A 22319-nucleotide genomic window follows, 5' to 3' on the forward strand; every position below is an offset into this window, starting at 1 on the left:
ACCGGCTTCGCCGTCCAGACATTCCTCACCCCGGCCCTCTCCCTTCATCGCACATACGTCCGACGAGAGGTGAGGGAGACGGACTCCCTCACCCCCAACCCCTCTCCCTCGTCCAGCACATACATCTGGAGGAGGGAGAGGGGGCTCCGGAGGACTCGGGGGGAGCATCCATATTTCAGATGGATGTCATTTTAGATCTTTATCTTATACAGATGTACTTCGTAGGCGGAGAAGTGATCGGTGAAGGCGCCTTTGGCTAGTGGGACTGATCGATTTTCGTCTAGGACTGTTGTTTGATTGGTTCGGGAGGGGGTGAAAATCTCGGCTTGTGTCGGAGTGCTGGTCATGTTTATGGCGAAGATGTATAGCTCTTTGCCTTTTTTCTTGACCAAAACGTCGACGGTGGATCCGCCTCCGGCGACCTTGACTACGTCTTGAGCGTCGGGAGAGTTTAGTACAGGGGCGAGACTCTGAACCTGCTCATTGATCGCCTTGACTGCTTTCGACATTTCTTCGTCGGCGAGGATTCCGGCCTCGATGAAGGTGGGGGCAAATTGGTGGGAGAAGTAGATCAAACCCTGGGCGCCGTGGATGAGGGCCATCCAGACGAGGGTTTTCGTTTGAGCGGGGGTTGGCTTGGTCGCTGGGTTCGAGATCCGCGTTGCTTCGATGCATGCCCATACACGTTGCGCGGGCCGGGTCCATTTGCGGAGCCGGGCGGTTCCCTGCCCTACGTACCAAAGATTTCCTTGCACCGGGGGTGGGGAAGTCACCGGATAGATGTCGAAGGAGGCGATATCCGCGCCCTTTGCGTATGCGGCGTAGTCTTCGGGGTGCCGAGTCCGGACTCCGCGTCCAAACCAGTCGTCCCAAGCGACGCCCTGGCCCAGATTCAAGAGGACCGGTCGCGATGAGTCGGTCTGCCGGATCCGGGCGTAGCCTTGCACGACCTGATCGGGCAGAATCGGCGGTCCGTATCCTTTACCGTCGGGCAAGGGTTGGGCGTTGTCGGGCTCGTCCTGGTGCATCCAACCGGCAATGATCTTCCGGTCGAGGTGGGCCTTTGCCCAGTCGTTCATCTCGCAGGCAACCGGCATTTTCGCCTTTTCGAGCGCGGCGATCTGCTCGCCCGTGGGACCTTGCCAGAGGCCGACGTAGAGGTTGATTCCGATCGCTTGGTACCGGGGGGCGTTGGCGGGAGACTGCAGCCAAACGCCGATCGGAAAGTACGACGGGTCCCCTCCCAAGAGCGGGGAGGTCAGGAGTAGGGCAGCGAGGATCACGGCTAGCGCACCCGGCCATTCGGCCCGAAGTTGGCGGAATAGTAATTGACGTGGTGGGATCCCGGTTCGAAGATTTCGTCGACCGCTTTGAGGAGTTTCGGACTCAACTTGCGCTCGCAAGCCGCGGCGGATTCGCGTAGCTGCTGCTCCGACCTCGCCCCGATGATCGGGCTTGTGATTCCCGGCTGACTGGCTACCCATGCGAGGCTGAGGGTGGCGAGCGACATTTCGTTTCTTTCCGCCAATGCCTTTAGCCGTCGCAGCTTGGCAACGGGAACTTGCTTGAGGCGGCCGCCCGGGTCGCTTGCGGAGTAGCGGGCTCCTTTGGTTCCCGGCTCCAGATACTTCCCGCTTAGCATCCCGCCGGCGAGCGGGGACCAAGGGATTACGCCGTAATCGTAGGTTCGGCAAAACGGCAGCAGCTCGCGTTCGACGCGGCGGTCGAGCAGGTTATAGGGCGGCTGCTCCGTAACGAACCCGGCCGCGCCGAGCTCTTTCGCGACGTAGTGCGCTTCGCAGACTTGCCAGGCGGCGAAGGTGGAGCATCCCGCATAGCGGATCTTGCCAGCGCGGCGCAAATCGTCCAATGCTCGCAGGGTTTCGTCGATCGGAACCGCGGGCTGGGGACGGTGGATTTGGTAGAGGTCGATCCAGTCGGTTCCGAGGCGGCGCAAGCTGGCGTCGCATGCTTCGACAATATGACGGTAGCTGTTCCCCCATGCGTTTGGGTCCGCGTCGTCCATTTTCCCGTGGCACTTCGTGGCGAGAACCACTCGGTCACGGCGACCCTTGAGCGCCTTGCCAAGAATCGTTTCGCTGACCCCGCGGGCGTAGACGTCCGCAGTGTCGAAGAAATTGATGCCGATATCGTTCGCGACGTGGGTCAGGCGGATCGCCTCTTCTTCGTGAGACCCCCAATCGTCCGGCTCCCAACCGAACGTCATCGTTCCCATACAGGCTACCGAGACCTGAACTCCGGTTCGTCCAAGCGAGCGATACTCCATTCCGCTCGGTTTACCTCTCTTCAGGAGCAAGATCGAACAAACTTCGGGCGCGAGCACGTGATATTGTTGTTGTGAAGGGAGGATAGGAATAAATCATGAAGAATCAGAGGATTTTCACGGTCATCGCATTGGTTGCAGTTGCGGCGTGCGCTTCGGCGGAGGACGCCAAAAAGGCGATGCAAGGGATGGCCGCCGCATTCGATAAGGCGGTCATGGCAAAGGATCTGTCGTGGTTCGAGAAGACGGCGGCTCCGGACTACCACGAGATTGGTTTGAACGGCAGCCACATGGATCGGAAAGGCTCCATCGACACGATGAAGCAGATGTTCCAGATGATGACGGTCAAGAGCATTAAGAGCAAGATCGTCAGCGTGAAGCAGACCGGCAATACGATCAAAGCGGTTTGCGACACTAAGATGTCCGGCGAGATGATGGCGCCGAAGGCCAAGAAGCCGATGGTAATGAAGTCGAGCATGCGCTACCAAGAGCTGTGGAAGAAAGAGGGCGGCGCTTGGAAGATCCACGAGTTGAAGTCGATCACCGAGAACACGACCATCGACGGCAAGAAAGTTAAGGGCGGTATGTAGATCCGTGGGCTTTGCGCCTTTGCGAAAAATCTCTCTTTCCCGGAGTTTCTCGCAAAGGCGCGAAGACGCAAAGGAGTCTCAACGGGGCGTTGCGGATTTCTTAAACGTCGGACGAGATTGGAGCCCCAGCGGGTGGATTGGAGGGTGCGTCGTCGTGCCATAATCAACTGAAAAGCCAAGGAGCCCCAATGCCCGCTTTTCGCGAAGGTCTTAGCTTCGACGACGTTCTTCTACTTCCTAAAGAAACTCAAGTTCTGCCGAGTGAGGTCGATCTTTCGACCCCTTTTCTTCCCGGCATCACCCTGAAAGTTCCGATCGTGTCCGCCCCGATGGACACCGTCACCGACGCCCGACTGGCTATCGCCATTGCCCGTGAGGGTGGAGTGGGCGTCCTGCATCGGAACATGACGATCGAGCAGCAGGCCTCCGCCGTGGATCGCGTGAAACGGTCCGAAAGCGGGGTCATCACCAAGCCGTTCAAGCTCGAGGCGGACAAAACGATCCAGGACGCCATGGATCTTATGGAGCGATTCCATATCTCCGGCGTACCGATCGTCTCCACCGACGGCCGCCTAGTGGGGATATTGACGAACCGGGATATCCGGTTCGAAACCGACTATTCCAAGCCGATCTCCTCGAGAATGACATCGAAGGGATTGATCACCGCCTCGGTGGGGACTACCCTCGAACAGGCCCAGGAAATGCTGGCCGAACATCGGATCGAGAAGCTGCCTCTGATCGACGATGAGGGTCAGTTAAAAGGTCTAATCACCATTAAAGATATCCTCAAAGTCGCACGTCATCCGCAGGCGACGAAGGATCGAAAGGGACGTTTGATCGTGGGCGCCGCAATCGGATCGCTTCGTCAGTCCTATGAGCGCGCCAAGGCGCTTCATGACGCGGGCGCCGACTTCATTGTCATCGACGCCGCCCATGGCCACTCGGCCGGGGTGATGAACTGCCTCAAGATGCTCAAGGAACGGTTGCCAGACCTTAAGGTAATCGCCGGCAATGTGGCGACCAAGGAGGGGGTTCGGGCGTTGGCTCAACTCGGGGCGGACGGTTTACGAATCGGCATCGGGGCGGGTTCTATCTGCACGACACGCGTCGTGGCGGGCGTCGGCGTTCCGCAGTTCACCTCCGTAATGGACTGCGCCGAGGAGGCGAACCGACTCGGGGTCCCGACCATTGCGGACGGCGGTATTCGATCTTCGGGCGACGTGGTCAAATGTTTGGCCGCCGGCGCAGGCTCGGTGATGATGGGGAACATGTTCGCCGGGTGCGAAGAGAGCCCCGGCGAGGTCGAGATCTTCCGAAACCGCGCGTACAAGGTTTATCGCGGGATGGGAAGCGTGGGCGCGATGCGCCAAGGCTCTTCCGACCGATATATGCAGGTCAAGGAGGCGGGTGGTGTGATCGTTCCGGAAGGGGTCGAAGGCCGAGTGCCCTTCAAGGGCTCGCTTGCCGACACCATGAACCAGCTTGTCGGCGGCCTCCGGTCCGGCATGGGGTACGTGGGGGCGGAAAGTCTGGAAGAGTTAAGGAATCGCGCAGAATTCCTTAAGATTACGAACGCCGCCCTCCGCGAAAGCCACCCCCACGACGTCCAGATCACCAAGGAGCCACCGAACTACACTTCGCCTTACTCTACGTCCGATAGCGAATAACTCCGGAGCCCTCTCCCTGCTTCGGATGTATGTGCCGAACGAGGGAGGGGGGTTGGGGGTGAGGGAGTCCGGAAGGACCGCTGGCCTCCAGGCCGGCCGACGTAATACCCTCGCCGTTCCCGGAGAGCGAATCTACTCACAGGACGTCGATCGCCATCTTGAGGACTCGCCTTTGCGGGTTTGGCATCGGTAGCGATGCCAGATCATCTGGACGGAACCACCGTAAGTCTGGTGACCTCGTCTCACATCGCACGAGGGAAACCTCGATCGTGATTCGATGGTGGGTCACCGAGTGCCGGATTTGGCCCAGGTGCTGAAGCCAGCCGGGGCCAACGAGCTCGCGGAGCTCGGGGATTTCGGCTTCTGCTAGTGCATCGGTTCTCGGGAACTCCCACATTCCCTGCCACCAGAGCCCTTCGGGAATCTGGCGCAGGCCCAACTCACCTTCGAAGGTTGGTACCCAGACCGCATGTTTCAGGCGCACGGCCTCCCGCTGGGCTTCTTTGGTGGGTAGTTCGTCTACCCGCCATGTTTGACGAGCGACGCACCGGCCTTCAAATGGACAAACTGTGCAATCGGGTTTAACAGGTTTGCAGACTGTAGCCCCGAGTTCCATGAGGGCTTGATTCCAGTCGCCGGGACGGGGCCGGTACAGCTCTCGCCTTGCCCAAGTCCACGCCGCTTTATGAAGCGAAGGCCCCGCGCTGGCGTCCCCGGCAAGGCGCGCGTAGACTCGCTCGACATTTCCATCGACGACCGGCGCCGGGTCCCCATGAGCTATCGAGGCGATTGCGCCAGCGGTGTACGGTCCGACCCCTGGCACCTCCAACCACCCGGTTGCAGTCGTCGGCGTTCCGTGCTCGGCCACCCAACGCGCGCCGGCGAGAAGCAATCGGCAACGTCGGTAGTAGCCGAGCCCTTGCCAAAGGCTTAGCGCCTCCTGCTCATCGGATTCGGCAAGTGCTTGGATAGTGGGGAAGCGGGCTAGCCATCGCTCCCAATAGGGAATGACGGTGGCGACCTGCGTTTGTTGGAGCATCACCTCGCTCACCCAGACCGCGTATGGGTCGCTGGTGCGCCGCCATGGAAGATCACGGCGGTTCTGGTCGTACCACTTGAGCAGCGGGCCCCCGTTCGGTTGGTGGAGGGCGTCGTCGGATCGTGTGCTGCCAAGTCCCGGAGGAGCGGGCTTTGGCATGCTAGCGCGTCATGCCGAGCTGGGCCATCGTCTGCTCGATATCCGGGCTACTTGCGAGCGCGCGGCCGATCACGAGGTAGTCGGCCCCATCCGCCAACGCTTGGCCGGGATCTCCGACTCGCTTCTGGTCGTGGGTATCGCCCTGAGCGAGGCGGATGCCGGGGGTGACGATGACGCCACGCGGTCCGATCGCGGCGCGAATCGACTTGATTTCGTGGGCGGAGCAGACGACGCCGTCGAGCTCGTTCTCGATGGCCAGCTTGGAGAGCTGCACCATATGCTCCTCCAATTCTCGATTGATACCGAGGTGCTCGGTAAGGAAGTGTTGATCGAGGGAGGTCAGGACCGAGACTCCCACCAGTAGGGGGCGGGTTTCTTCGCCGAATGCTCTCGCCTGCTCGGCGGCGGCCGCCATCATGTGAGGTCCGCCGGTGATGTGCACCGTCATCATCCAGACGCCGTGTTTGGCGGCTTCGCGGACGGCGAGGGCAACCGAGTTGGGGATGTCGTGAAACTTCAGGTCGAGAAAAATTCGGTCGGCGCCGGCGTCCCTTAGTCGTTCGACGACCTCCAAACCGTTTGGCAAGGTCAGGGCGTGGCCGATCTTAAAGGCTCCGACGTGGTCTTTCAGGCGCCGCACGGTGGCGATCGCTTCGTCGAGGTGCGGGGTATCGAGGGCGCAGATGATCTGTCGGTTCATCCTGCAAGTCATTTACCCTTTTCCTTTCCTCGCGGGTTGCGAGATGCGAATAACTCGACAAACGTCGCCTGTTTTGCCTGTGTTAAGAGTGTTAACGTACGAGCATGACGGAGCTACCAAGGACGGTGCGCGCCCGCTCGGAGGCGCCGTGGACAAGGGAAGAGGAAGAGCTGCTCAAGCGGCGACTGGAGTCCGGTCGAACCGAGCGAGAACTGGCGCGATTACATGGACGCGAGTTGGAAACAATTCGCGCGATGATGCGAAAGATTGCCCCCGTTGAGTAATCGCTAGGTCTCTAACATCCTCAGGAAGAGTTCGAATTTCTCGCCTCCGCCCTCCCGGACGCACCAGGTTTGGACCAAGGCGAGATCTACTGAATGTAACTTGGCGACTTCCGCTGCTTGTCTGGCCGAGTTCAAGTCGTTCCAGTGAATTGCCGCGGCGAGGCGATCCCTGACGCAATCAGTGGCCGAGATTAGGTGAAGGATAACACCCCCTTTGCGTCGTGTCTCCCATCTGACAACAACGTCATCGCCCACAGCGAGAGGTCCGTCGAGAAACTCAAGAGTGTAGGCGGTGTTCGGATGCCCATAGATCCCGCGGCTCTTCGTGGCAAAGAACCCGAGTGCAGCGATAGGAGATGCACTTGGAGCGGAGATCGCGAAAGGAAGGACGAAGTCCAAGTCGCGGGTTTGATGGGCATTGGGAGCGTAGATTGTAGCCGCCCCGCCCCCCGACAGGACCACCGTTACACCTGCCTTGTGCATCGCAGGGCAAACCTTGAATGCGATGTCTTCGACGGAATCCAGAGGCTCGATGGTCATAGTGCTTTACCGGCACGCCGGGGGCGCCGGCGAAGCTCGGCGGTTTTTTCGACGAGCTCGGGACTTGCCAATGACATCTTGGTCAGGAGTGCCCCCAATTCCTGCTGGGCAAAGTAGCGGGGATTTAGTGAGACTCGCCTCTCCCGGCCCGTAACCACGCCAGAAACAACGCCGACTTGCTCCAGAGAATCGAGCGTCTTCTGCACGTTGGATAAGCTTGTCCCAAGTAGACGGGATAGCTCAGCGGCATGGCTTTCTCCCAGGAGGGAAAGCAAAAGAAGGATGTTTGTACGGGTCCGGGTTCCGAATAGTCCGAATTTGCTCGTTAACTCCATTCGAACATCATACCTCCAAGAGAGGTGATATCACCTCTCTTGGAGGTATGATGTTCGTCTTAATTATCGCTCAATTCGACAACGACCCGACGGCCCCCGTCAAGCTCCCAGGGCGGCCCGCAAAGCGTCGGCGCGTTGGCGGGCGGCGTGTTCTTCGCCCATCGTTCCCCGGATATCGAGCGTGGTCAGGGCCGCGTCGGCGGCTCGGGGAGAAGATGGGAAGCCGGGGAGAGACGAGACGCTGGCCCAGCGAATCCAGGCAAGCACCCGCAGGGCGTCTGCGAGAGACAACGAGCGGGAGGAGACGGCGAAGTCCCTCGCTTGGGTCGACTTCTCCGTCAGTGTCTCTCGCGGAACCAAGGTCCGGCTCTCGCGTTCTTCGCGAAGCAGATACTCGCATGCGCCGGCGAACTCGGTCTGGGCAAGTTCGAGGACGCTAACCTGTACAAAGGCTCCGATCGCCCGACTCGATTCACCGAATAATCCTCGCACGGAAACCCCCATCGCACTGAGCGCGGTTAACACGGCGGGCAGCCGCTTGCTTTGGGCCAAGCCGATCAAATGGAACATCGCAGAGCGCCGCCGCCCGGAACCGCAGTTAAACGGGCTGGCGCTCAGGTAGCCGAACTCCGGTGAGAAAGAAAACGGAAGGCGGGACGAAAGGGCGTCGAGGCAAGCCCGAGCTTCGGCATCGGAAGCGGAAACCGACCACCCGGCGGAAAGGGATTGGATTCGAAGGTGGTCTTCCTCGTTCACCATCACGCTAAGCGACCGCCGGGCATCCACGAGCAGAGCTCGGCCCGGGAGGGTCCACTCAAAGTCCGGCGAAACGAGCCGGCAGGCCACGAGATGGTCGCGCTCCGCGTTCGTAAGACCTTTGAAGGTGTCCAGTGCCAGGTCGGCGTCGCGGGCCGCGTCCAATACTTGCCGCATCACGTCCTGGAGTTCGCCGACGGTGGCACCGTTCGGAAAGCGATGCCCCACGAGGTTGCGCATTACCCGGGTGCGGGAGGACAAGACGACGTCGACGTGCGGTGCGTCGTCCGAAAGCCACGCCGGTCGCGGGGATGAGCCGAGAACCAATCGTTTCCAGGACTCGGGGTCCCGTTCGGCTTGCCGCATTCCTCTAAGGGTACCGGTTGAGGTTTGGAGACACGTCGCGGACGTACAATAAGGTTATGCCTTCGACGCTTTTCGACAAGGTTTGGGACGCTCATCTCGTGGCCGAACTTCCTGGTGGTGGCGCGCTGCTCTACATCGACCGTCACCTGGTGCACGAAGTGACTTCGCCCCAAGCGTTCGATGGCCTTCGCGAAGCGGGTCGGCCGGTGCGGCGTCCGGATCTCACGTTTGCCACTGTCGATCACAACGTGCCGACCGATGGACGCCCGATCGACGAATCAAGCCTCAGCGGAAAGCAGCTCGCCGCGCTCGCTCGGAACTGCCTGGAGTTCGGAGTGCCGCTCTTCGGGTACGGCGAGGAGAAGCAGGGGATCGTACACGTGATCGGGCCGCAGCTCGGGATTACTCTTCCCGGACTCACCATCGTGTGCGGCGACAGCCACACAAGCACTCACGGGGCGTTCGGCGCGTTGGCGTTTGGCATCGGAACGACCGAGGTCGAGCACGTGCTGGCGACGCAAACGTTGCGAGCGAGCTCGAAACCGAAGTCACTGGGAATACGGATCGATGGCACGCTCGGCGAAGGGGTCAGCGCCAAGGATCTGATCCTCGCGATTATTCGCAAGCTGGGGGCGGGTGGGGCGACGGGTTACGTCGTCGAATATTTCGGACCGGCGATCGAGAAGTTGCCGATGAGCGGACGTCTTACGATCTGCAATATGTCGATCGAGATGGGGGCCCGGGCGGGAATGATCGCGCCGGACGAAACCACCTTGGCTTACATCGCGGAGGGTGATCGGCCGTTCGCCCCCAAGGGGGAAGAGTTCGTGCGGATGGCGGCACATGCCCGTACGTTGCGCACCGACGACCCTACGGCGTTCGACCGTTTGGAGACGATCGACGTCGACGCCTTGAAACCTCAGGTCACGTGGGGAACGACCCCGGCGATGACGGTCGATATCGACCAACCGATTCCGGAGCCGCGCGATGCCGGCGAGGAGCGGGCGCTGAAGTACATGGGATTGAAGCCAGGCGTCTCGATGCGGGATCTTCCCGTGAATACCGTTTTCATTGGTTCATGTACCAATTCGAGGATCGAGGATCTGCGGGAAGCGGCCCGCGTGGTGCGCGGACATCACGTCGCGGCAGGGGTCCGGGCGATGGTGGTGCCGGGTTCCGAGGAAGTGAAGCGCCTGGCCGAGCGAGAAGGACTGCGCGAGGTGTTTATCGAAGCCGGTTTCGAGTGGCACCGAGCCGGCTGCTCGATGTGCCTCGGGATGAACGGCGATATCCTTCGGCCCAACGAGCGAAGCGCCTCAACCTCGAACCGGCCCTACGAGGGTCGCCAGGGTCCGGGTTCGCGGACGCACCTGGTGTCGCCGGTCACGGCGGCGGCGACGGCCATCGCTGGCCATTTCGCCGATTCGAGAGACCTAAAGTAGCATCCGATCCCAGCCGATGAAGCGTTGGCTCATCGGCTGGGAGCCGATGCTACGCTGAGCGCAGCTCCCAGAGCAGTTTCTGGCGGTAGTGCTCATCCGGGCGGTTGTGGATTCGGGCGACTTGATCGGCGGACATCGTGTGAATTGGGCGTCCAGTAGATAATGCTCCGAGCCAGGCTCGGGCGGCTTTGGCGGCCATTAGGGTTCCGCTTTCTACCTCTCGAGTGGACTTGCCCAAGACGATGAGGCCGTGGTTTTGCAGCCATATCGTCTTCGGTAGCGACCCGAGGCGTTGCGCGTATTCTACGACGGCGGTACGGATGCCGAGCGCGAGGGGGAGGCCCGGGTCGGCGTAGGGGACGTAACAGCTCTCCGGCCCGCAGAGGACGACTTCGTCCGGGAACAGTCGCTGGGACGCGATTTGCGGGGCGTCTTCTAGGCTTAGCAGCGAGATCAGCGGCGTGGGATGGGTGTGCCCCACGACATGGACATCCGGTAGCGACAGTAGGTAGGCGTGCATGAACGTCTCGACCGATGGGAGACGTTTCTCTGAGTCGGTGCAAGTCGCCAAAAGCGAGCGCACACCGGCATCGTCTAACTCCGGTCCATCGAAGGCGTCGAGGATCGGGCGGGATCGGACAAGGACGAATCCATCGGGGCCGATGCCGCACATGGAGAAGCCGCTGGCCTTGACGTAGAACGTTTCGGCGTCTACGCGGGCGCTGGCGTTCCCTTCGGCGAGGATCGCAAGGTCGTGCTCGCGGGTTCCGAGGACACGGCTAAGGGCTACCAACTCATCGAGCATTAGATTGTCGGCAATCTTAGCCCATCGATAGCGATAGAATGAGCCAACCCCATGGCACTCGACGTCTCGCTCTCCCGGAAAGAGGTGCTCACCTCGCTTATCGTCGGCCTCTCCACGGCGGCTCTACCGGCCGCGGCGCTTGGCCAGGGAACGCCGCCGGTCCCGGCCCCCCAGGGAACGGAGCCCGTCAAGGTGGACCCGAACCTCGTGACATTGGACGACCTCAAGGCGGTCGCGAAGATCTCCGGATTGACCTTCACCGACGAGGAGCTGAAGGAAGTTTTAGATTCCGTCCGATCAGACCGCGAGGCTTACGCGCACGTCCGCGCGATGCCGATCAAAGAGACGACGAGCGTGCCGCTCGCCTTCGTGCCGAACGGCGGCGGAACCCGGGTGGGGAGCCGGGTCGAGGCGAAGGCCTCACCGACTAAGGGGTTCACGCGTCCGTCTCGCGACGAGGATGTGGCGTTCCTCTCGATTCGCGAGTTGGGGCACCTGCTGAGGACGAGGCAGATCACGTCGGTCGAGCTCACGAGGATCTATTTGAGCCGGCTAAAGCAGTACGGCGATGCGCTTCAATGCGTGGTCACGCTGACCGAAGACTTGGCGATCTCGCAGGCAGAAGAGGCCGATCGGGAGCTGCGCACTCGAACCGATCGCGGACCACTCCACGGCATTCCGTACGGAGCGAAGGACCTGTTTGCGACCAAAGGGATCCTCACCACTTGGGGCGCGGACCCGTACGCGACTCAGGTTCCGAACTACGATGCAGCCGCGATCGAGCGCTTGCGCGCCGCCGGCGCGGTGCTGGTGGCCAAGACCTCGCTTGGGTCGCTCGCCATGGGCGACGTTTGGCATAAGGGGGTGACTAAGAACCCGTGGAATCCGAAACAGGGCTCCAGCGGGTCGAGCGCCGGCTCGGCGTCGGCGACGGCGGCGGGCTTGATCGCCTTTGGAATCGGTACCGAGACGTCGGGCAGTATTATGTCTCCCTCGCTTCGCTGCCGAGTCACCGGACTCCGGCCATCGTTCGGTCGCGTGAGCCGGTTTGGGGCGATGGAGCTGAGCTACAGCCTCGACAAGGTGGGTCCGCTCTGCCGGGAGGCGGAGGATTGCGCATTGGTACTCGCCGCCCTTTGCGGCGCCGATCCGCGCGATCCGTCGGCCGTCGACCGCCCGTTCGAGTACCCGGCGAAGGTGGATCTAAAGAAGGTCAAGGTCGGATGGGCGGGGCCGGCGGACAGGATGGCGGACGATCCGGCAGTAAAGAGGCTCCGGGATCTGGGAGTAGCGGTCGAGGCGATCAAGCTGACTCCGTTCCCCAACGAGTTGTACGCGATCCTAAACGTGGAGGCAGGGTCGGCGTTTGACGCTTTTACACGAACCGACCTTATTCACCAACTCAAGAATTCCTCGTGGCCGCAGACGTTCCGAGGTTCCCGCTTCGTGCCGGGAGTCGAATACCTCCAGGCGATGCGGGCGCGCACGATCGCGCAGCAAAAGTTCGAGCAGGAGTTCGGCGACTTCGACGCGATCTTGGGGACAGGAATCGGCGGGACAGCGTTCGCCCACGCCAACTTCGGCGGTTACCCGTCGATCCTGATCCCGATGGGGGACGACGGCAGCGGAAACAGCGTCGGACGTGCGCTCATCGGCCGCCTTTATGGCGAGGACCGGCTGATCGTGTTGGCGAAGGCGCTTCAGGATGGGTTCGACTACCACCATCGCCGGCCGTCTTTGTCTCCGTAGCGACGCATGAATCGTGGCTACAGCTGGCCTAACCAAAGGATCGTTTTCAGACGTATAATGTATTTCAACGCGTGTTGAAATAGGTCGTAACTCTGAAAATGACGAACCCCCTTTTGCAAAGTGCTGCCGACCGGGTTCGAAGCGTGTTTTCCGATTTGGAGATACAGGCAGTTCCACTTTCCGCCGATTGCGGGATAGATCTGTCGGTCTCGGTAGGTAATCAGGTGATTCTGATCGAGGCGAAGAAACACCTCTGGCCAAACGAGGTAGCGTCTCTCGCGGCCTACATGAGGTCACGATGTCAGGAACATGCAGAAAAGCCATGTTTCCCGATGGTTGTGGCACCCGCCATCTCCGAGAAATCAGCCCTGATTTGCAAGAAAGTGGGACTTAACTGGGCGGACTTGGCCGGAAACTGCCACATACAGACTGAGAACATTCTCATCCACGTCGAAGGCAAGAGTAATCCTCTTGCGAAGAAGCGAGGAACTGCCTCGCTCTATACGCCTCGGGCGGCGAGGGTCGTTCACGCACTTCTTCTAGATCCCATGAGGCGATGGAAGGTAGAGGAACTGGCCCATCGCTCGGAAGTTAGCCTTGGCCAGGTTTCAAATGTCCGCCAACTTCTCATCAAGAATGCGTTTGCCGAAGCTGGTCGCGAGGGTCTAGACGTGGTCGATCCCAGAGGCCTTCTTGCCGACTGGGCAAGCTCGTACAAGCCGCGACACAATACGAAGACGTTCTTCACGCTCCAGCGACCTGCCGACATTGAGCGGTCCCTGTCCCGTCACCTAACCGACTACGCTCTTACCGAGATGTCGGCCGCGGATCGCTATGCACCTTTTACGCGACATCAAAGAGTGAGCTTCTACGTGGCCGCCTGGCCATTGCACCTCGATAGGGTGCTTGAACTTCGACCCGCCGAAGGAACTCCAAACCTTTTCATCTACGAGGATCCTGAAGGACTTCGATTTTCGGAGGATAGGGACGGTGCTCTTTGTGCTTCTCCCATCCTTACCTATCTAGATCTGTCGAACATGGGTGGTCGAGGTCAAGACGCCGCCGAACACCTTTTGGATAACGTCATCCATCCGAGGTGGCAGTGAACCGGGACGAGGCGAGCCGGACCCAAATTCAGGCAACCTACGCAGTCTTGCAAGAAGTAGCGGAAGTATTAGAAGACTTCGCCGGGGCTGTCATCGCGGGAGGAACGGCTCCCTTTCTTCTCATTCCACAGACCCTTGAGCCACATGAAGGAACCGTTGACGTCGACGTAGTTCTCGATCGTTTGAAGCTTCGCAGCAACTCGGAACTCACATTGCACGAACTCTTCGAGCGGCGCCTATTTGTGCAGGACGTCAAGAAGCCGTTCAGGTACTCGAAAGTCCTCCAGATCCAGGGGGCGCCTCATATGGTGCATGTGGATCTACTGACCGGTGGTGTTCCAACGCCCGACGGTTTCGTGCAAATCGCTTCGGAAGATGTATATGCAACTGTGATCGAGGGAATGGAACTTGCCTTCGATCGGCCAAGTCGGGCTGAGCTTTCCGCGGGCGTATGCGTCGACGTCACCTCGATCGCAAGTTTTCCAGCGATGTAGGCGTTTGCCCTCGAACGGCGAGACGATTCGATGAAATCGAAGGATGCCTATGACATTGTCTACTGTCTGCGTAACTACGCGGGCGGCGTACCTGCAATTGCGAACGAGGTCTTGGCACGTTTGCCGAACGCGCTCCTAGAGCGAGGACTGGAGAGACTTTCAGCATCGTTCGCTTCCGTGACTTCTCTTGGGCCGGCTGTTTACGCTAGACGAGCTCTTTCTGCGGAGGAAGGGAGACTGTTGAGCCGTGAGGCCTTCGAACTTGTGAGTGATCTGCTGGACCTGCTTCCGTAGAAGTCCGAACACCAAACCACGTCGCTGGACTCGGGGCTACACTAGGGTGTGGCTAGCGGATTCTTTTCGGATGGACCGGTGTGCGTGGCGACGCTCGTTTGCAACGAGGTGATCGAGGATAAGCGATCGGGAAATAAGACGGTCGTGGGGATCTTCAATGCGATCGGCGCGGCTCAGCTTCCCGCCACTCATCCGCGGATGAGCGTGATGGCGTCGGTCACGAACGCGGAGCGAGAAATCGGGGTCGAGCTTATCTTGCGCGGGCCGGAAGGAAAGGACATGCTGAACGTGGACGCGCAGGTCCCGGCGCGCGGGCCGGGCGACGTCGTCGACCTGCTGTTCGAGCTGAACAACATCACTTTCAACGAGTTCGGCGACTACGCTTTCGAGGTCGTCTACAACGGCGTGGTGATCGGCGCGCGGAAGTTCCTCGTCATCGAGCACAAGCCGCAGTAGGTCGTACCGGAACCATCGGCGAGGGCGCCGACGCTACGGCCGTTCCGCTAGATACTCGCGGATCGTCTCGCGCAGCTTCGGACCGACGCCGGGGATGTCGTCTAGAATCCCATTTTCCTGCGCTTCGCGTAAGGTCTTGAGGCTATCGATGCCGTGGGCGTGGTACATGGTGGCGGCGGTCTTGGGGCCGAGGCCGGGGATTCGGACTAGTTCGAGAACGGAAATCGGAGCGAACGGCTCCCACTCCTTTTGCTTGGAGCTGGTGCCGGTCTCCAGGATTTCCTTGATGTAGAGCGCAATGAGGGAGCCGACTTGGGGAATCTCCTGCAGCCGTCCCTCGCGGCGCATATCTTCCACCTGCTCCGGCATCTTCTCGATGGTGCGGGCGATGTGCGAGTACCGGGTGGCGTGCGATTCCTCGTATCCGGCGATGATCAGGAAGTCCCGGAGATCCTTCAGCTTTTGGGCCAACTCGGCATTGGTCATGTAAGTATCGTGCACGATATGGGGATGACCGCGCGCATGAATCGCCTGATGGGGGCGGATGGAAAACTGTTCGACGTCGCCATTGACCACGGATTCTTCAACGAACGAAGTTTTCTCGGCGGAATTGAAGACCTGCGCAAGGCGGTCGCCACCATCGTCGCGGCGGGACCCGATGCGATCCAGCTCCCTCCGGGAACCGCGCCGATTCTGCAGGCGATCCCCGGTAAATCTAAGCCGTCGTTGGTACTGCGGACCGACGTTGCGAATGTGTACGGCAAGGAGCTGCCGCGTCACCTATTCAGCCGGATGATCGAAGACGCGGTGGAGCAGGCGGTTCGGTTGGACGCCGCGTGCGTGGTCGTGAACCTGCTGTTGCTTCCGGATCAGCCCGAGCTACATCTGCAGTGTGTCGACAACGTGTGCCGGTTGAAGGCCCAAACTGAGCGTGCGGGAATGCCCCTCATGGTGGAGCCGCTGGTGATGCAGTCGAACGACAAGGCGGGTGGCTATATGGTCGATGGGGACCTGGACAAGCTCCTTCCGTTGGTTCGCCAAGCGGTCGAGCTTGGCGCGGACGTCATCAAGGCCGACCCGTGCGATCAAATCGAGGAGTACCACCGAGTGGTCGAGGTCACGTGCGGCATCCCGGTATTGGTTCGGGGCGGCGGGCGGGCGCCGGACGACGAGATATTACGGCGCACCGAAGCGGTGATGCGGCAGGGGGCGAGTGGGATCGTTTATGGCCGGAACGTCATCCAGCATCCGAATCCGGCGGGGATGACGCGGGCGCTTATGTCGATCGTCCACGATGGTGTGTCGGCTTCTGAGGCGTTTCGGTATTTGGCCTAGCGTTTGGATAGACGGCAGGTATGCGGCACGCGTAGGTGCCGGCTACACGTCCTTCGGACGTAGGAGAGGGCGGAAATTTGTTGATGGGGGCGGGTTCCGAAACGTAGAAGTAGCTGAACGGGTAAACCGTTACTTCTGTGTGACCTCGGCCCCCCTTGCGATGACGGAGGCGGTGGGTGCGGGACCGCATTGTTGCGATCTATCCCATGGCCAGTCTCTTAGAACGTCCCGATTCGGTCCCTGAGTCCGAAGAAACGCGGTTCACGGCGGCGGCGGATTTACGCCACGACAACCGCCTAGGGGAGTCGAGGCTGGTGGTTACGGACCGGCGTGCGTACCGGCTCGAGTCGACCCCGCTGGGCGAGGATCTGCTCGTCTCGTATGAACTCAGCGAGCTCAAGAATCCCCGTGTGGAAGACCTGGTCGACGCCTCCGCGCTGGTGGCCGACCATCAGGGGTCGAGCGTCGAGTTGATCCGCGCGACGAACAAGCGGAGCCTCATCGTTGCCGGGGCGGAAAAGCGGCTTTCAGCTCTCCTCAAGGGGGAGCCGATGCCGGAGCTGGAAGACCAGGTTCGGATTTGCCCCAAATGCGCGCGTCCGCTGCCGGAGCATAGCGACGTCTGTGAAGGGTGCGTCAACCGTGGAAAGACGCTGCTCAGGCTATTCGAGTACACGCATCCGTTTAAAAGCCGACTCATTTGGCAGACGATCTGCACGCTCGGCGGCACCGCCCTCGAGCTGATCCCGCCTTACCTGACGATGCACCTGGTCGACGACGTGCTGCGGCACGGAGCTCAAGCTAGTTTCGTGCCTCTCATCCTGGGCATGGTGGCGGCCCAGGCGGCGATCACGGTCGTTCGGATGGCGCGAGGACGGAACGTCGCTTACCTTGGCATGCAGATCACGATCTCGATCCGGCACTCACTGTTCGAGAAGCTTCAGGCGCTTAGCCTTAGCTTTTACGATAAGCGAAACGTCGGGTCGATCATGTCGCGGATGACCAATGACACCACCGCGCTGTACGACGTGCTGGTGGACGGCATTCCGGTCGTGTTGAACCAGATCGCGCTTTTGATCGGCATCCCGATCATGCTGCTCGTGATCAACTGGCAGGTGGCGGTGTGGGCGATTCTTCCGCTGCCATTCGTGTTTATGGCGGTCCGTTGGTTCCGTCGGCGAATGCATCGGGTCTGGAGCCGGGTGCACCACCAGTGGTCACGCATGAGCGGGACGCTCAACGGGATTCTTCAGGGAACGCGCGTGGTGAAGGCGTTCCATGGAGAAAACCGGGAGGTCGCCCGTTTCAATCGGCGGATCGCCGATCTGGCGAACAGCGGCTATGACGCGGAAGCTTCTTGGGCCACCTTTTTCCCGTTCGTGACGTTCACGATGGCGCTCAGCACCATCGTCGTTTGGTACGTTGGGGGCCGGGGAGTGCTCAGCGGGGTGATGACCATCGGCGAGCTGATGGCGTTTCTCGCGTACGTGGGGCGGCTGGAAGGGCCGCTGATGATGCTGCAACGCATCATCGACTGGTCGACCCGCGCCCTTACCGCGGCAGAGCGGGTGTTCGAGGTGATGGACACTCCGATCGACATCGAGGAAGCGCCGGACGCGGTCGCGATTCCGAAAGTGAAGGGAGGGGTGAAATTCGAGGACGTCCACTTCGGTTACGACAAGGCGCGCGAGGTGCTGCATGGAATAGACCTCGACGTTCTGCCGGGGGAGATGATCGGCCTCGTCGGCCACTCGGGCGCGGGCAAGTCGACGCTGATCAACCTGCTGATGCGGTTCTACGATCCGACGCAAGGGACGATCTCGATTGATGGAATCGACCTGCGGAAGGTGAAGCTCGACGACTTCCGGCGGCAGGTCGGCGTGGTCCTTCAGGAGAGCTACCTTTTCCCAGGCACGGTGCGGGACAACATCGCCTACGGGCGCCCGACCGCCTCCTTGGAGGAGGTTTTGGCCGCCGCGAAAGCGGCGAATGCCCACGACTTCATCGTTAATTTCCCCGATGGGTACGACACCTACGTGGGTGAGCGGGGTCAGCGACTGTCGGGCGGCGAGCGGCAACGGATCGCGATCGCTCGGGCGATCCTGCACAACCCGAAGGTGCTGATCCTCGATGAGGCGACGGCGAGCGTCGACACGGAGACCGAACGGCAGATCCAAGAGGCACTCGAGAACCTTGTCGAGGGGCGAACGGTCTTCGCCATCGCCCACCGTTTGTCGACCCTCCGGAATGCCGACCGACTGGTCGTCATCGACGATGGGCGCGTCGCGGAGGTCGGCACCCACGAGGAGCTTCTGGCGAAAGATGACGGGATTTATAAGAAGTTGGTCGACATGCAAATGGAAGTCAACAAAATCAAGTCGAACTACCTCGTTGAGGAGTAGTGGCACGGGCTTCCAGCCCGTGTGTATCACGACCATCCTGGTCGTGTGAACGTAGCATCGGCTCCCAGCCGATGAACCGCATGACCCTCTGATTGTGTGAAAAGGGCCAAGGGCAGGATGCCCTTGGGACCCACTGGCAAGATGCCAGTGCCACGGCGGGTACGGTAACGGGATGAGAAGTTGGCTGTTGCTGTCTCTCCTTGGATTGGCCTCGGTGGCGTCGGCGCAGACGGTTTGCATCGATCCGGGGCACCCTTCGGAGGTTGGAATTGGGACGCAGGGGAAGCGGTCGACCGAGGTTGGGATCGCTTGGCAGATCGCCAAGGCGCTTCAGATGCGCCTGCGGCGTGAAGGGATCGACGTGCTGCTTACGAAGCAGAGTCAGCGGGAGAAGGTCACCAACCGGCGGAGGGCCGAGATCGCGAATGCGGCCCACGCGGCCCTGATGATCCGGCTTCACTGCGACGCGAGTAACGGCTCCGGCTTCGCGGTTTACTACCCGGCGAAGCCGGGGACCACGGCCGGGGTGACCGGTCCGTCGCAGGAGGTCATCGAAGCCAGCAAGCGGGCGGGCGGACTCGTTCACTCGGCGATGGCGAAAAGCCTCAAAGGATCGGTTCGCGATAATGGTTTGAAGACCGACGCCCAAACTGCCGTCGGGGCAAAGCAAGGCGCCTTAACGGGATCGATCTTCTCCCAGGTTCCGGCGGTGCTGGTCGAAATGGTCGTGCTTACGAACCGTAAGGACGAGGCGTTTATCTTGTCCAAATCGGGTCGAGCCAAGATGGTAGAGGCGCTCGCGGCCGGTGTATTGGCCGCCGTGAAGCAAAAGTAGCATCGGCTCCCAGCCGATGAAGGGAAGGGGTCCGTTCATCGGCTGGGAGCCGATGCTACTTAGAGGCCACCGACACGCGGTGGCAAGGTTGAAGTTGGTCACCCCTCTTCCATGGCGAACTGCTTTGTCGTGTTCTTCGCCGCCAGAAGAAGGAACTCGTAGTTCTCTTTCTCCTGCTTGGAGAGCGACTTGAGCGTGAACCTTGGGTTCGGTTTGTACCAGGGTAGCGACGAGAAGTAGTTCCGCAGGGCTCGGTCGGCGAAGACTTTGCCGTGGCGGGCGGGGATCTCGTTGGCGAGCTTGCGAAGGTCCTCGACGAACAGGCCAGTCAGGCGTTGATGGGGAATCGGCTTCTGAGTCAAATCGTCATGGAGACGCTGTTCGAGCTTGACGATGGTTTTGAGGTTCTCCGAATCGGTGGCGGTTAGCTTTTCGTTCTGCCCTTCGGGGAGCGGGGAATACCACTCAACGTTCGCGAAGTATTCGCGGAGCCAGGGAGTCTTAAAGCGACGGCCGCGCATGGCGTAGATCGCGTTTCGGGTGACCCGCAACTCATAGAGCGAAAGGTTATGGAGCGCTTTCTCCGGAATCGGCTTGTCGGCGTACGTCATGACGTCGGCCGGAACGAACGTCGTTCCTCTGATCTTCTGTTCAACCGTCTTTAGGGCGGCGAGATTCTCTCGCTCGATCTTCGACAAGCTCGATGCGCGATAGCTCGGGTCTGGCTTGTACCAATATCGCTCGTCGAAATACTTCTGAAGCAGCGGCTCGCCGGGAAAAGTTCGGCCGTGGATCGCTTCGATTTCGGCTTGCATGATGCGGAGGTCCGCGATGCTGTAGCCCTGGTCGGCGGAAAGCTTCTTGTCGAAGCGCTTGGTCTGCCAAAACCGGAGGTCGCCGGGTTGGATCCGCCAGTGGTTATGGGATTCCGCTTCCCGGATGAGGTCGATGTTCTTTCGCTCGGTGTCGTTCAGCTCGGCGTTGCTGAATTTTGGGTCCGGGCGATACCAGGGACGCTTCTTAAGGAAATCCTGGATCTTCGGCTCGTGGAAGATCCGCCCGTGTTTGCCGAAAACGACACCGCGCAGCAAGACGATCGAGGCCACCTCGTCGTCGCCCATCGGGTTGTCTTCTTTGTTGAGGCGGTCGAGGTCGGCCTTCGTCAGTAGCCGGTTTTTGAAGTCGAACGACTCGAGGCGGTGTAAAGCCGGGTAGGGATCTTGGGCAAACGCACAAGGGACGACGAACAAGAAGAGGCTCGCCAGAAGGGGGTGTTTCGTATATTTCCTCTGCACCGTGGCTGCCACTCGTTAGGCGTCCGCCAGCGCTTGTGCAGATTGTATTCGAGGTTTGATCCTCCAGCAATAGGCTTGGCGAAAGTCCTTTTATCTTTACAGGGGCGAGCCGCCCCTGATACCCAGGGCGAGCCGCCCGTGCCACGTCCGGAATTCTCCACCCCCAACCCCCTCCTCATCGCAAATCGACCGTGACGGCGGTGACTGACGCTTTCGTGCGACGAGGAGGGGGCTCTGGAAGGTACTCTCTTTGGACTCGCGAGGGCCGTTCTGAAGAGATCGGTCTGAGCCGGGGGAAGTCCGGTGAGAATCCGGCACTGTGCCGCAATGGTGTTTCCGGCGGTCGACGATTTGGAGCATGTTTCCAAATTTCGGCCAGTCGGAAGAGTCCAACTACCCGCCTCGCGAGAGGACATCGTGACGCTGTCGCCTACGAGCATAGGTGAGCAGGTGCGGGTTGGGCTTTTGCTCACTTCCGTTCCTCCTCCTGTTCCGTTCGACGGCCTCACCAAGACCGCGCCGTCACAGCGCATTGGGAGGTACGTAAATGACCCGCTCTCGCAGAGCATTCACACTTATCGAGCTACTCGTCGTCATCGCGATCATCGCGATTTTGGCGGCGATCCTTTTCCCCGTCTTCGCCCAGGCCAAAGCCGCCGCGAAGAAGACGCAATCGACCTCGAACCTCAAGCAGACCGGTCTCGCTTGGCTGATGTACAACTCGGACTACGACGACACGCTTATGCGGATTCGTCTACCGGGGGCCGATGCGGATCACGCCGTCTATTTTTGGGGAGAGTGGAATAACGCGACCCAAACCCTTGATCCCAAGAAGGGCTTCTTGTTCCCGTACACCAGGAGCAAGGGGGTCGGCAGCGATCCCACGATGCCGGAGGGCTTTCGAGCCGCCCTCGGCGAAAACGGATACGGCTACAACTACGTGTATCTGTCGCCGTCGAACTACGATTCCAGCTACAACGAGATCCCGGTTCCGGTGAACTACGGCCAGATCGGCGCGTCGGCCGACACGGTGGCGTTTGCCACATCCGCCCGAATGAGCTTCTTGACGCCGCACCACCCTGAGGCGAACGGCTACCTGGAGCCTCCGAGCAGCGAGTATCCGACATTCCAGGGCCGCCATGCGGGCCAGGGGCTGGTTCTATGGTGCGACGGCCATGTGAAGACGCGCCGACCGGTTCTCCGCGTCGGCGTCTTCGGATACGGCGGGGCTTACAACGCCGGCGAGTTCACCCCGATCTCGCTAGGCGAGATCGACGGTGACGGGGATCTCCATACGGACGATTTATTCGACTTGGAGTAGTAGGTGTTGGGCGTTGGGCGCTGACTGGGCTTTGCCCTGACGATAGGTCAGATGGGGCACATGGG

The 22319-nt window shown here is 60.6% G+C and carries 21 protein-coding genes; 12 read left to right on the plus strand and 9 right to left on the minus strand.

Annotated elements, in window-relative coordinates:
- Positions 1–191: 191 nt before the first annotated feature.
- Positions 192–1283 (minus strand): alpha-amylase family protein, encoded by a 1092-nt coding sequence (locus OP10G_RS14585; protein WP_025229699.1) that lies wholly within the window; start codon positions 1281–1283, stop codon positions 192–194.
- A 2-nt stretch (positions 1284–1285) separates the two neighbouring features.
- On the minus strand, positions 1286–2287 hold the full coding sequence (locus tag OP10G_RS14590) for an aldo/keto reductase (protein ID WP_025229698.1): 1002 nt from the start codon (positions 2285–2287) through the stop codon (positions 1286–1288).
- 95 nt (positions 2288–2382) lie between these two features.
- Here OP10G_RS14590 and OP10G_RS14595 point away from each other — a divergent pair, with 95 nt between their 5' ends.
- Together OP10G_RS14595 and guaB are read left to right on the plus strand one after the other, a co-directional pair.
- Positions 2383–2874, plus strand: coding sequence for a nuclear transport factor 2 family protein (locus tag OP10G_RS14595; protein WP_025229697.1), 492 nt, complete (start codon positions 2383–2385; stop codon positions 2872–2874).
- A gap of 188 nt (positions 2875–3062) precedes the next feature.
- Entirely contained in the window at positions 3063–4541 is a 1479-nt protein-coding gene (guaB, locus tag OP10G_RS14600) for an IMP dehydrogenase (RefSeq protein WP_025229696.1), read from the plus strand.
- Between the two features lie 136 nt (positions 4542–4677).
- On the opposite strand, the gene OP10G_RS14605 is transcribed toward guaB, so the two are convergent.
- A complete protein-coding gene (locus OP10G_RS14605) occupies positions 4678–5739 on the minus strand; it encodes an A/G-specific adenine glycosylase (protein ID WP_025229695.1) in 1062 nt (353 codons plus the stop codon).
- Position 5740: 1 nt separating this feature from the next.
- Positions 5741–6439, minus strand: a complete 699-nt coding sequence (gene pyrF, locus OP10G_RS14610; RefSeq protein ID WP_025229694.1) for an orotidine-5'-phosphate decarboxylase — start codon at positions 6437–6439, stop codon at positions 5741–5743.
- A 104-nt stretch (positions 6440–6543) separates the two neighbouring features.
- Here pyrF and OP10G_RS26380 point away from each other — a divergent pair, with 104 nt between their 5' ends.
- Entirely contained in the window at positions 6544–6723 is a 180-nt protein-coding gene (locus OP10G_RS26380; RefSeq protein WP_144241174.1) for a hypothetical protein, read from the plus strand.
- A gap of 3 nt (positions 6724–6726) precedes the next feature.
- Here the strand turns inward: OP10G_RS26380 and OP10G_RS14615 are convergent, their stop codons facing one another.
- Positions 6727–7263, minus strand: a complete 537-nt coding sequence (locus OP10G_RS14615; protein WP_025229693.1) for a hypothetical protein — start codon at positions 7261–7263, stop codon at positions 6727–6729.
- A 434-nt stretch (positions 7264–7697) separates the two neighbouring features.
- Positions 7698–8720, minus strand: a complete 1023-nt coding sequence (locus OP10G_RS14625; protein WP_025229691.1) for an ATP--guanido phosphotransferase — start codon at positions 8718–8720, stop codon at positions 7698–7700.
- Positions 8721–8776: 56 nt separating this feature from the next.
- Here OP10G_RS14625 and leuC point away from each other — a divergent pair, with 56 nt between their 5' ends.
- On the plus strand, positions 8777–10162 hold the full coding sequence (gene leuC, locus OP10G_RS14630) for a 3-isopropylmalate dehydratase large subunit (RefSeq protein WP_025229690.1): 1386 nt from the start codon (positions 8777–8779) through the stop codon (positions 10160–10162).
- A gap of 49 nt (positions 10163–10211) precedes the next feature.
- Here the strand turns inward: leuC and OP10G_RS14635 are convergent, their stop codons facing one another.
- Positions 10212–10967 carry a class II aldolase/adducin family protein gene (locus OP10G_RS14635; protein WP_025229689.1) on the minus strand — a complete coding sequence of 252 codons (756 nt, stop codon included), beginning with the start codon at positions 10965–10967 and terminating at the stop codon, positions 10212–10214.
- A gap of 51 nt (positions 10968–11018) precedes the next feature.
- Between OP10G_RS14635 and OP10G_RS14640 the strand changes: the two genes are divergently transcribed.
- From OP10G_RS14640 to OP10G_RS14665, 4 genes are all read left to right on the plus strand, one after another.
- Positions 11019–12716, plus strand: a complete 1698-nt coding sequence (locus OP10G_RS14640; RefSeq protein ID WP_025229688.1) for an amidase — start codon at positions 11019–11021, stop codon at positions 12714–12716.
- A 98-nt stretch (positions 12717–12814) separates the two neighbouring features.
- Positions 12815–13822 (plus strand): hypothetical protein, encoded by a 1008-nt coding sequence (locus OP10G_RS14650; protein WP_144241175.1) that lies wholly within the window; start codon positions 12815–12817, stop codon positions 13820–13822.
- Positions 13813–14316 carry a hypothetical protein gene (locus OP10G_RS14655; RefSeq protein WP_144241176.1) on the plus strand — a complete coding sequence of 168 codons (504 nt, stop codon included), beginning with the start codon at positions 13813–13815 and terminating at the stop codon, positions 14314–14316. Before OP10G_RS14650 ends, OP10G_RS14655 begins: the two co-directional genes overlap by 10 nt.
- 342 nt (positions 14317–14658) lie before the next feature.
- The gene (locus OP10G_RS14665; protein WP_025229683.1) at positions 14659–15066 is read left to right on the plus strand and encodes a DUF6941 family protein; all 408 of its coding nucleotides are present in this window, start codon (positions 14659–14661) and stop codon (positions 15064–15066) included.
- Between the two features lie 33 nt (positions 15067–15099).
- On the opposite strand, the gene OP10G_RS14670 is transcribed toward OP10G_RS14665, so the two are convergent.
- Positions 15100–15552 carry a helix-hairpin-helix domain-containing protein gene (locus OP10G_RS14670; protein ID WP_025229682.1) on the minus strand — a complete coding sequence of 151 codons (453 nt, stop codon included), beginning with the start codon at positions 15550–15552 and terminating at the stop codon, positions 15100–15102.
- An 18-nt stretch (positions 15553–15570) separates the two neighbouring features.
- On the opposite strand from OP10G_RS14670, the gene OP10G_RS14675 reads away from it, so the two are divergent.
- From OP10G_RS14675 to OP10G_RS14685, 3 genes are all read left to right on the plus strand, one after another.
- Positions 15571–16401, plus strand: a complete 831-nt coding sequence (locus tag OP10G_RS14675; RefSeq protein WP_025229681.1) for a class I fructose-bisphosphate aldolase — start codon at positions 15571–15573, stop codon at positions 16399–16401.
- A 206-nt stretch (positions 16402–16607) separates the two neighbouring features.
- Positions 16608–18803, plus strand: a complete 2196-nt coding sequence (locus tag OP10G_RS14680) for an ABC transporter ATP-binding protein (protein ID WP_025229680.1) — start codon at positions 16608–16610, stop codon at positions 18801–18803.
- 172 nt (positions 18804–18975) lie between these two features.
- Complete coding sequence (locus OP10G_RS14685; protein ID WP_025229679.1) at positions 18976–19638, plus strand: N-acetylmuramoyl-L-alanine amidase family protein; 663 nt, start codon at positions 18976–18978, stop codon at positions 19636–19638.
- Positions 19639–19736: 98 nt separating this feature from the next.
- Here OP10G_RS14685 and OP10G_RS14690 read toward each other — a convergent pair whose 3' ends face one another.
- On the minus strand, positions 19737–20945 hold the full coding sequence (locus OP10G_RS14690; RefSeq protein WP_025229678.1) for a YARHG domain-containing protein: 1209 nt from the start codon (positions 20943–20945) through the stop codon (positions 19737–19739).
- 535 nt (positions 20946–21480) lie between these two features.
- On the opposite strand from OP10G_RS14690, the gene OP10G_RS14695 reads away from it, so the two are divergent.
- Complete coding sequence (locus tag OP10G_RS14695; RefSeq protein WP_025229677.1) at positions 21481–22254, plus strand: prepilin-type N-terminal cleavage/methylation domain-containing protein; 774 nt, start codon at positions 21481–21483, stop codon at positions 22252–22254.
- Positions 22255–22319 lie beyond the last annotated feature (65 nt).

Origin of the sequence: Fimbriimonas ginsengisoli Gsoil 348 (assembly GCF_000724625.1) — a bacterium.
Lineage (GTDB): Bacteria > Armatimonadota > Fimbriimonadia > Fimbriimonadales > Fimbriimonadaceae > Fimbriimonas > Fimbriimonas ginsengisoli.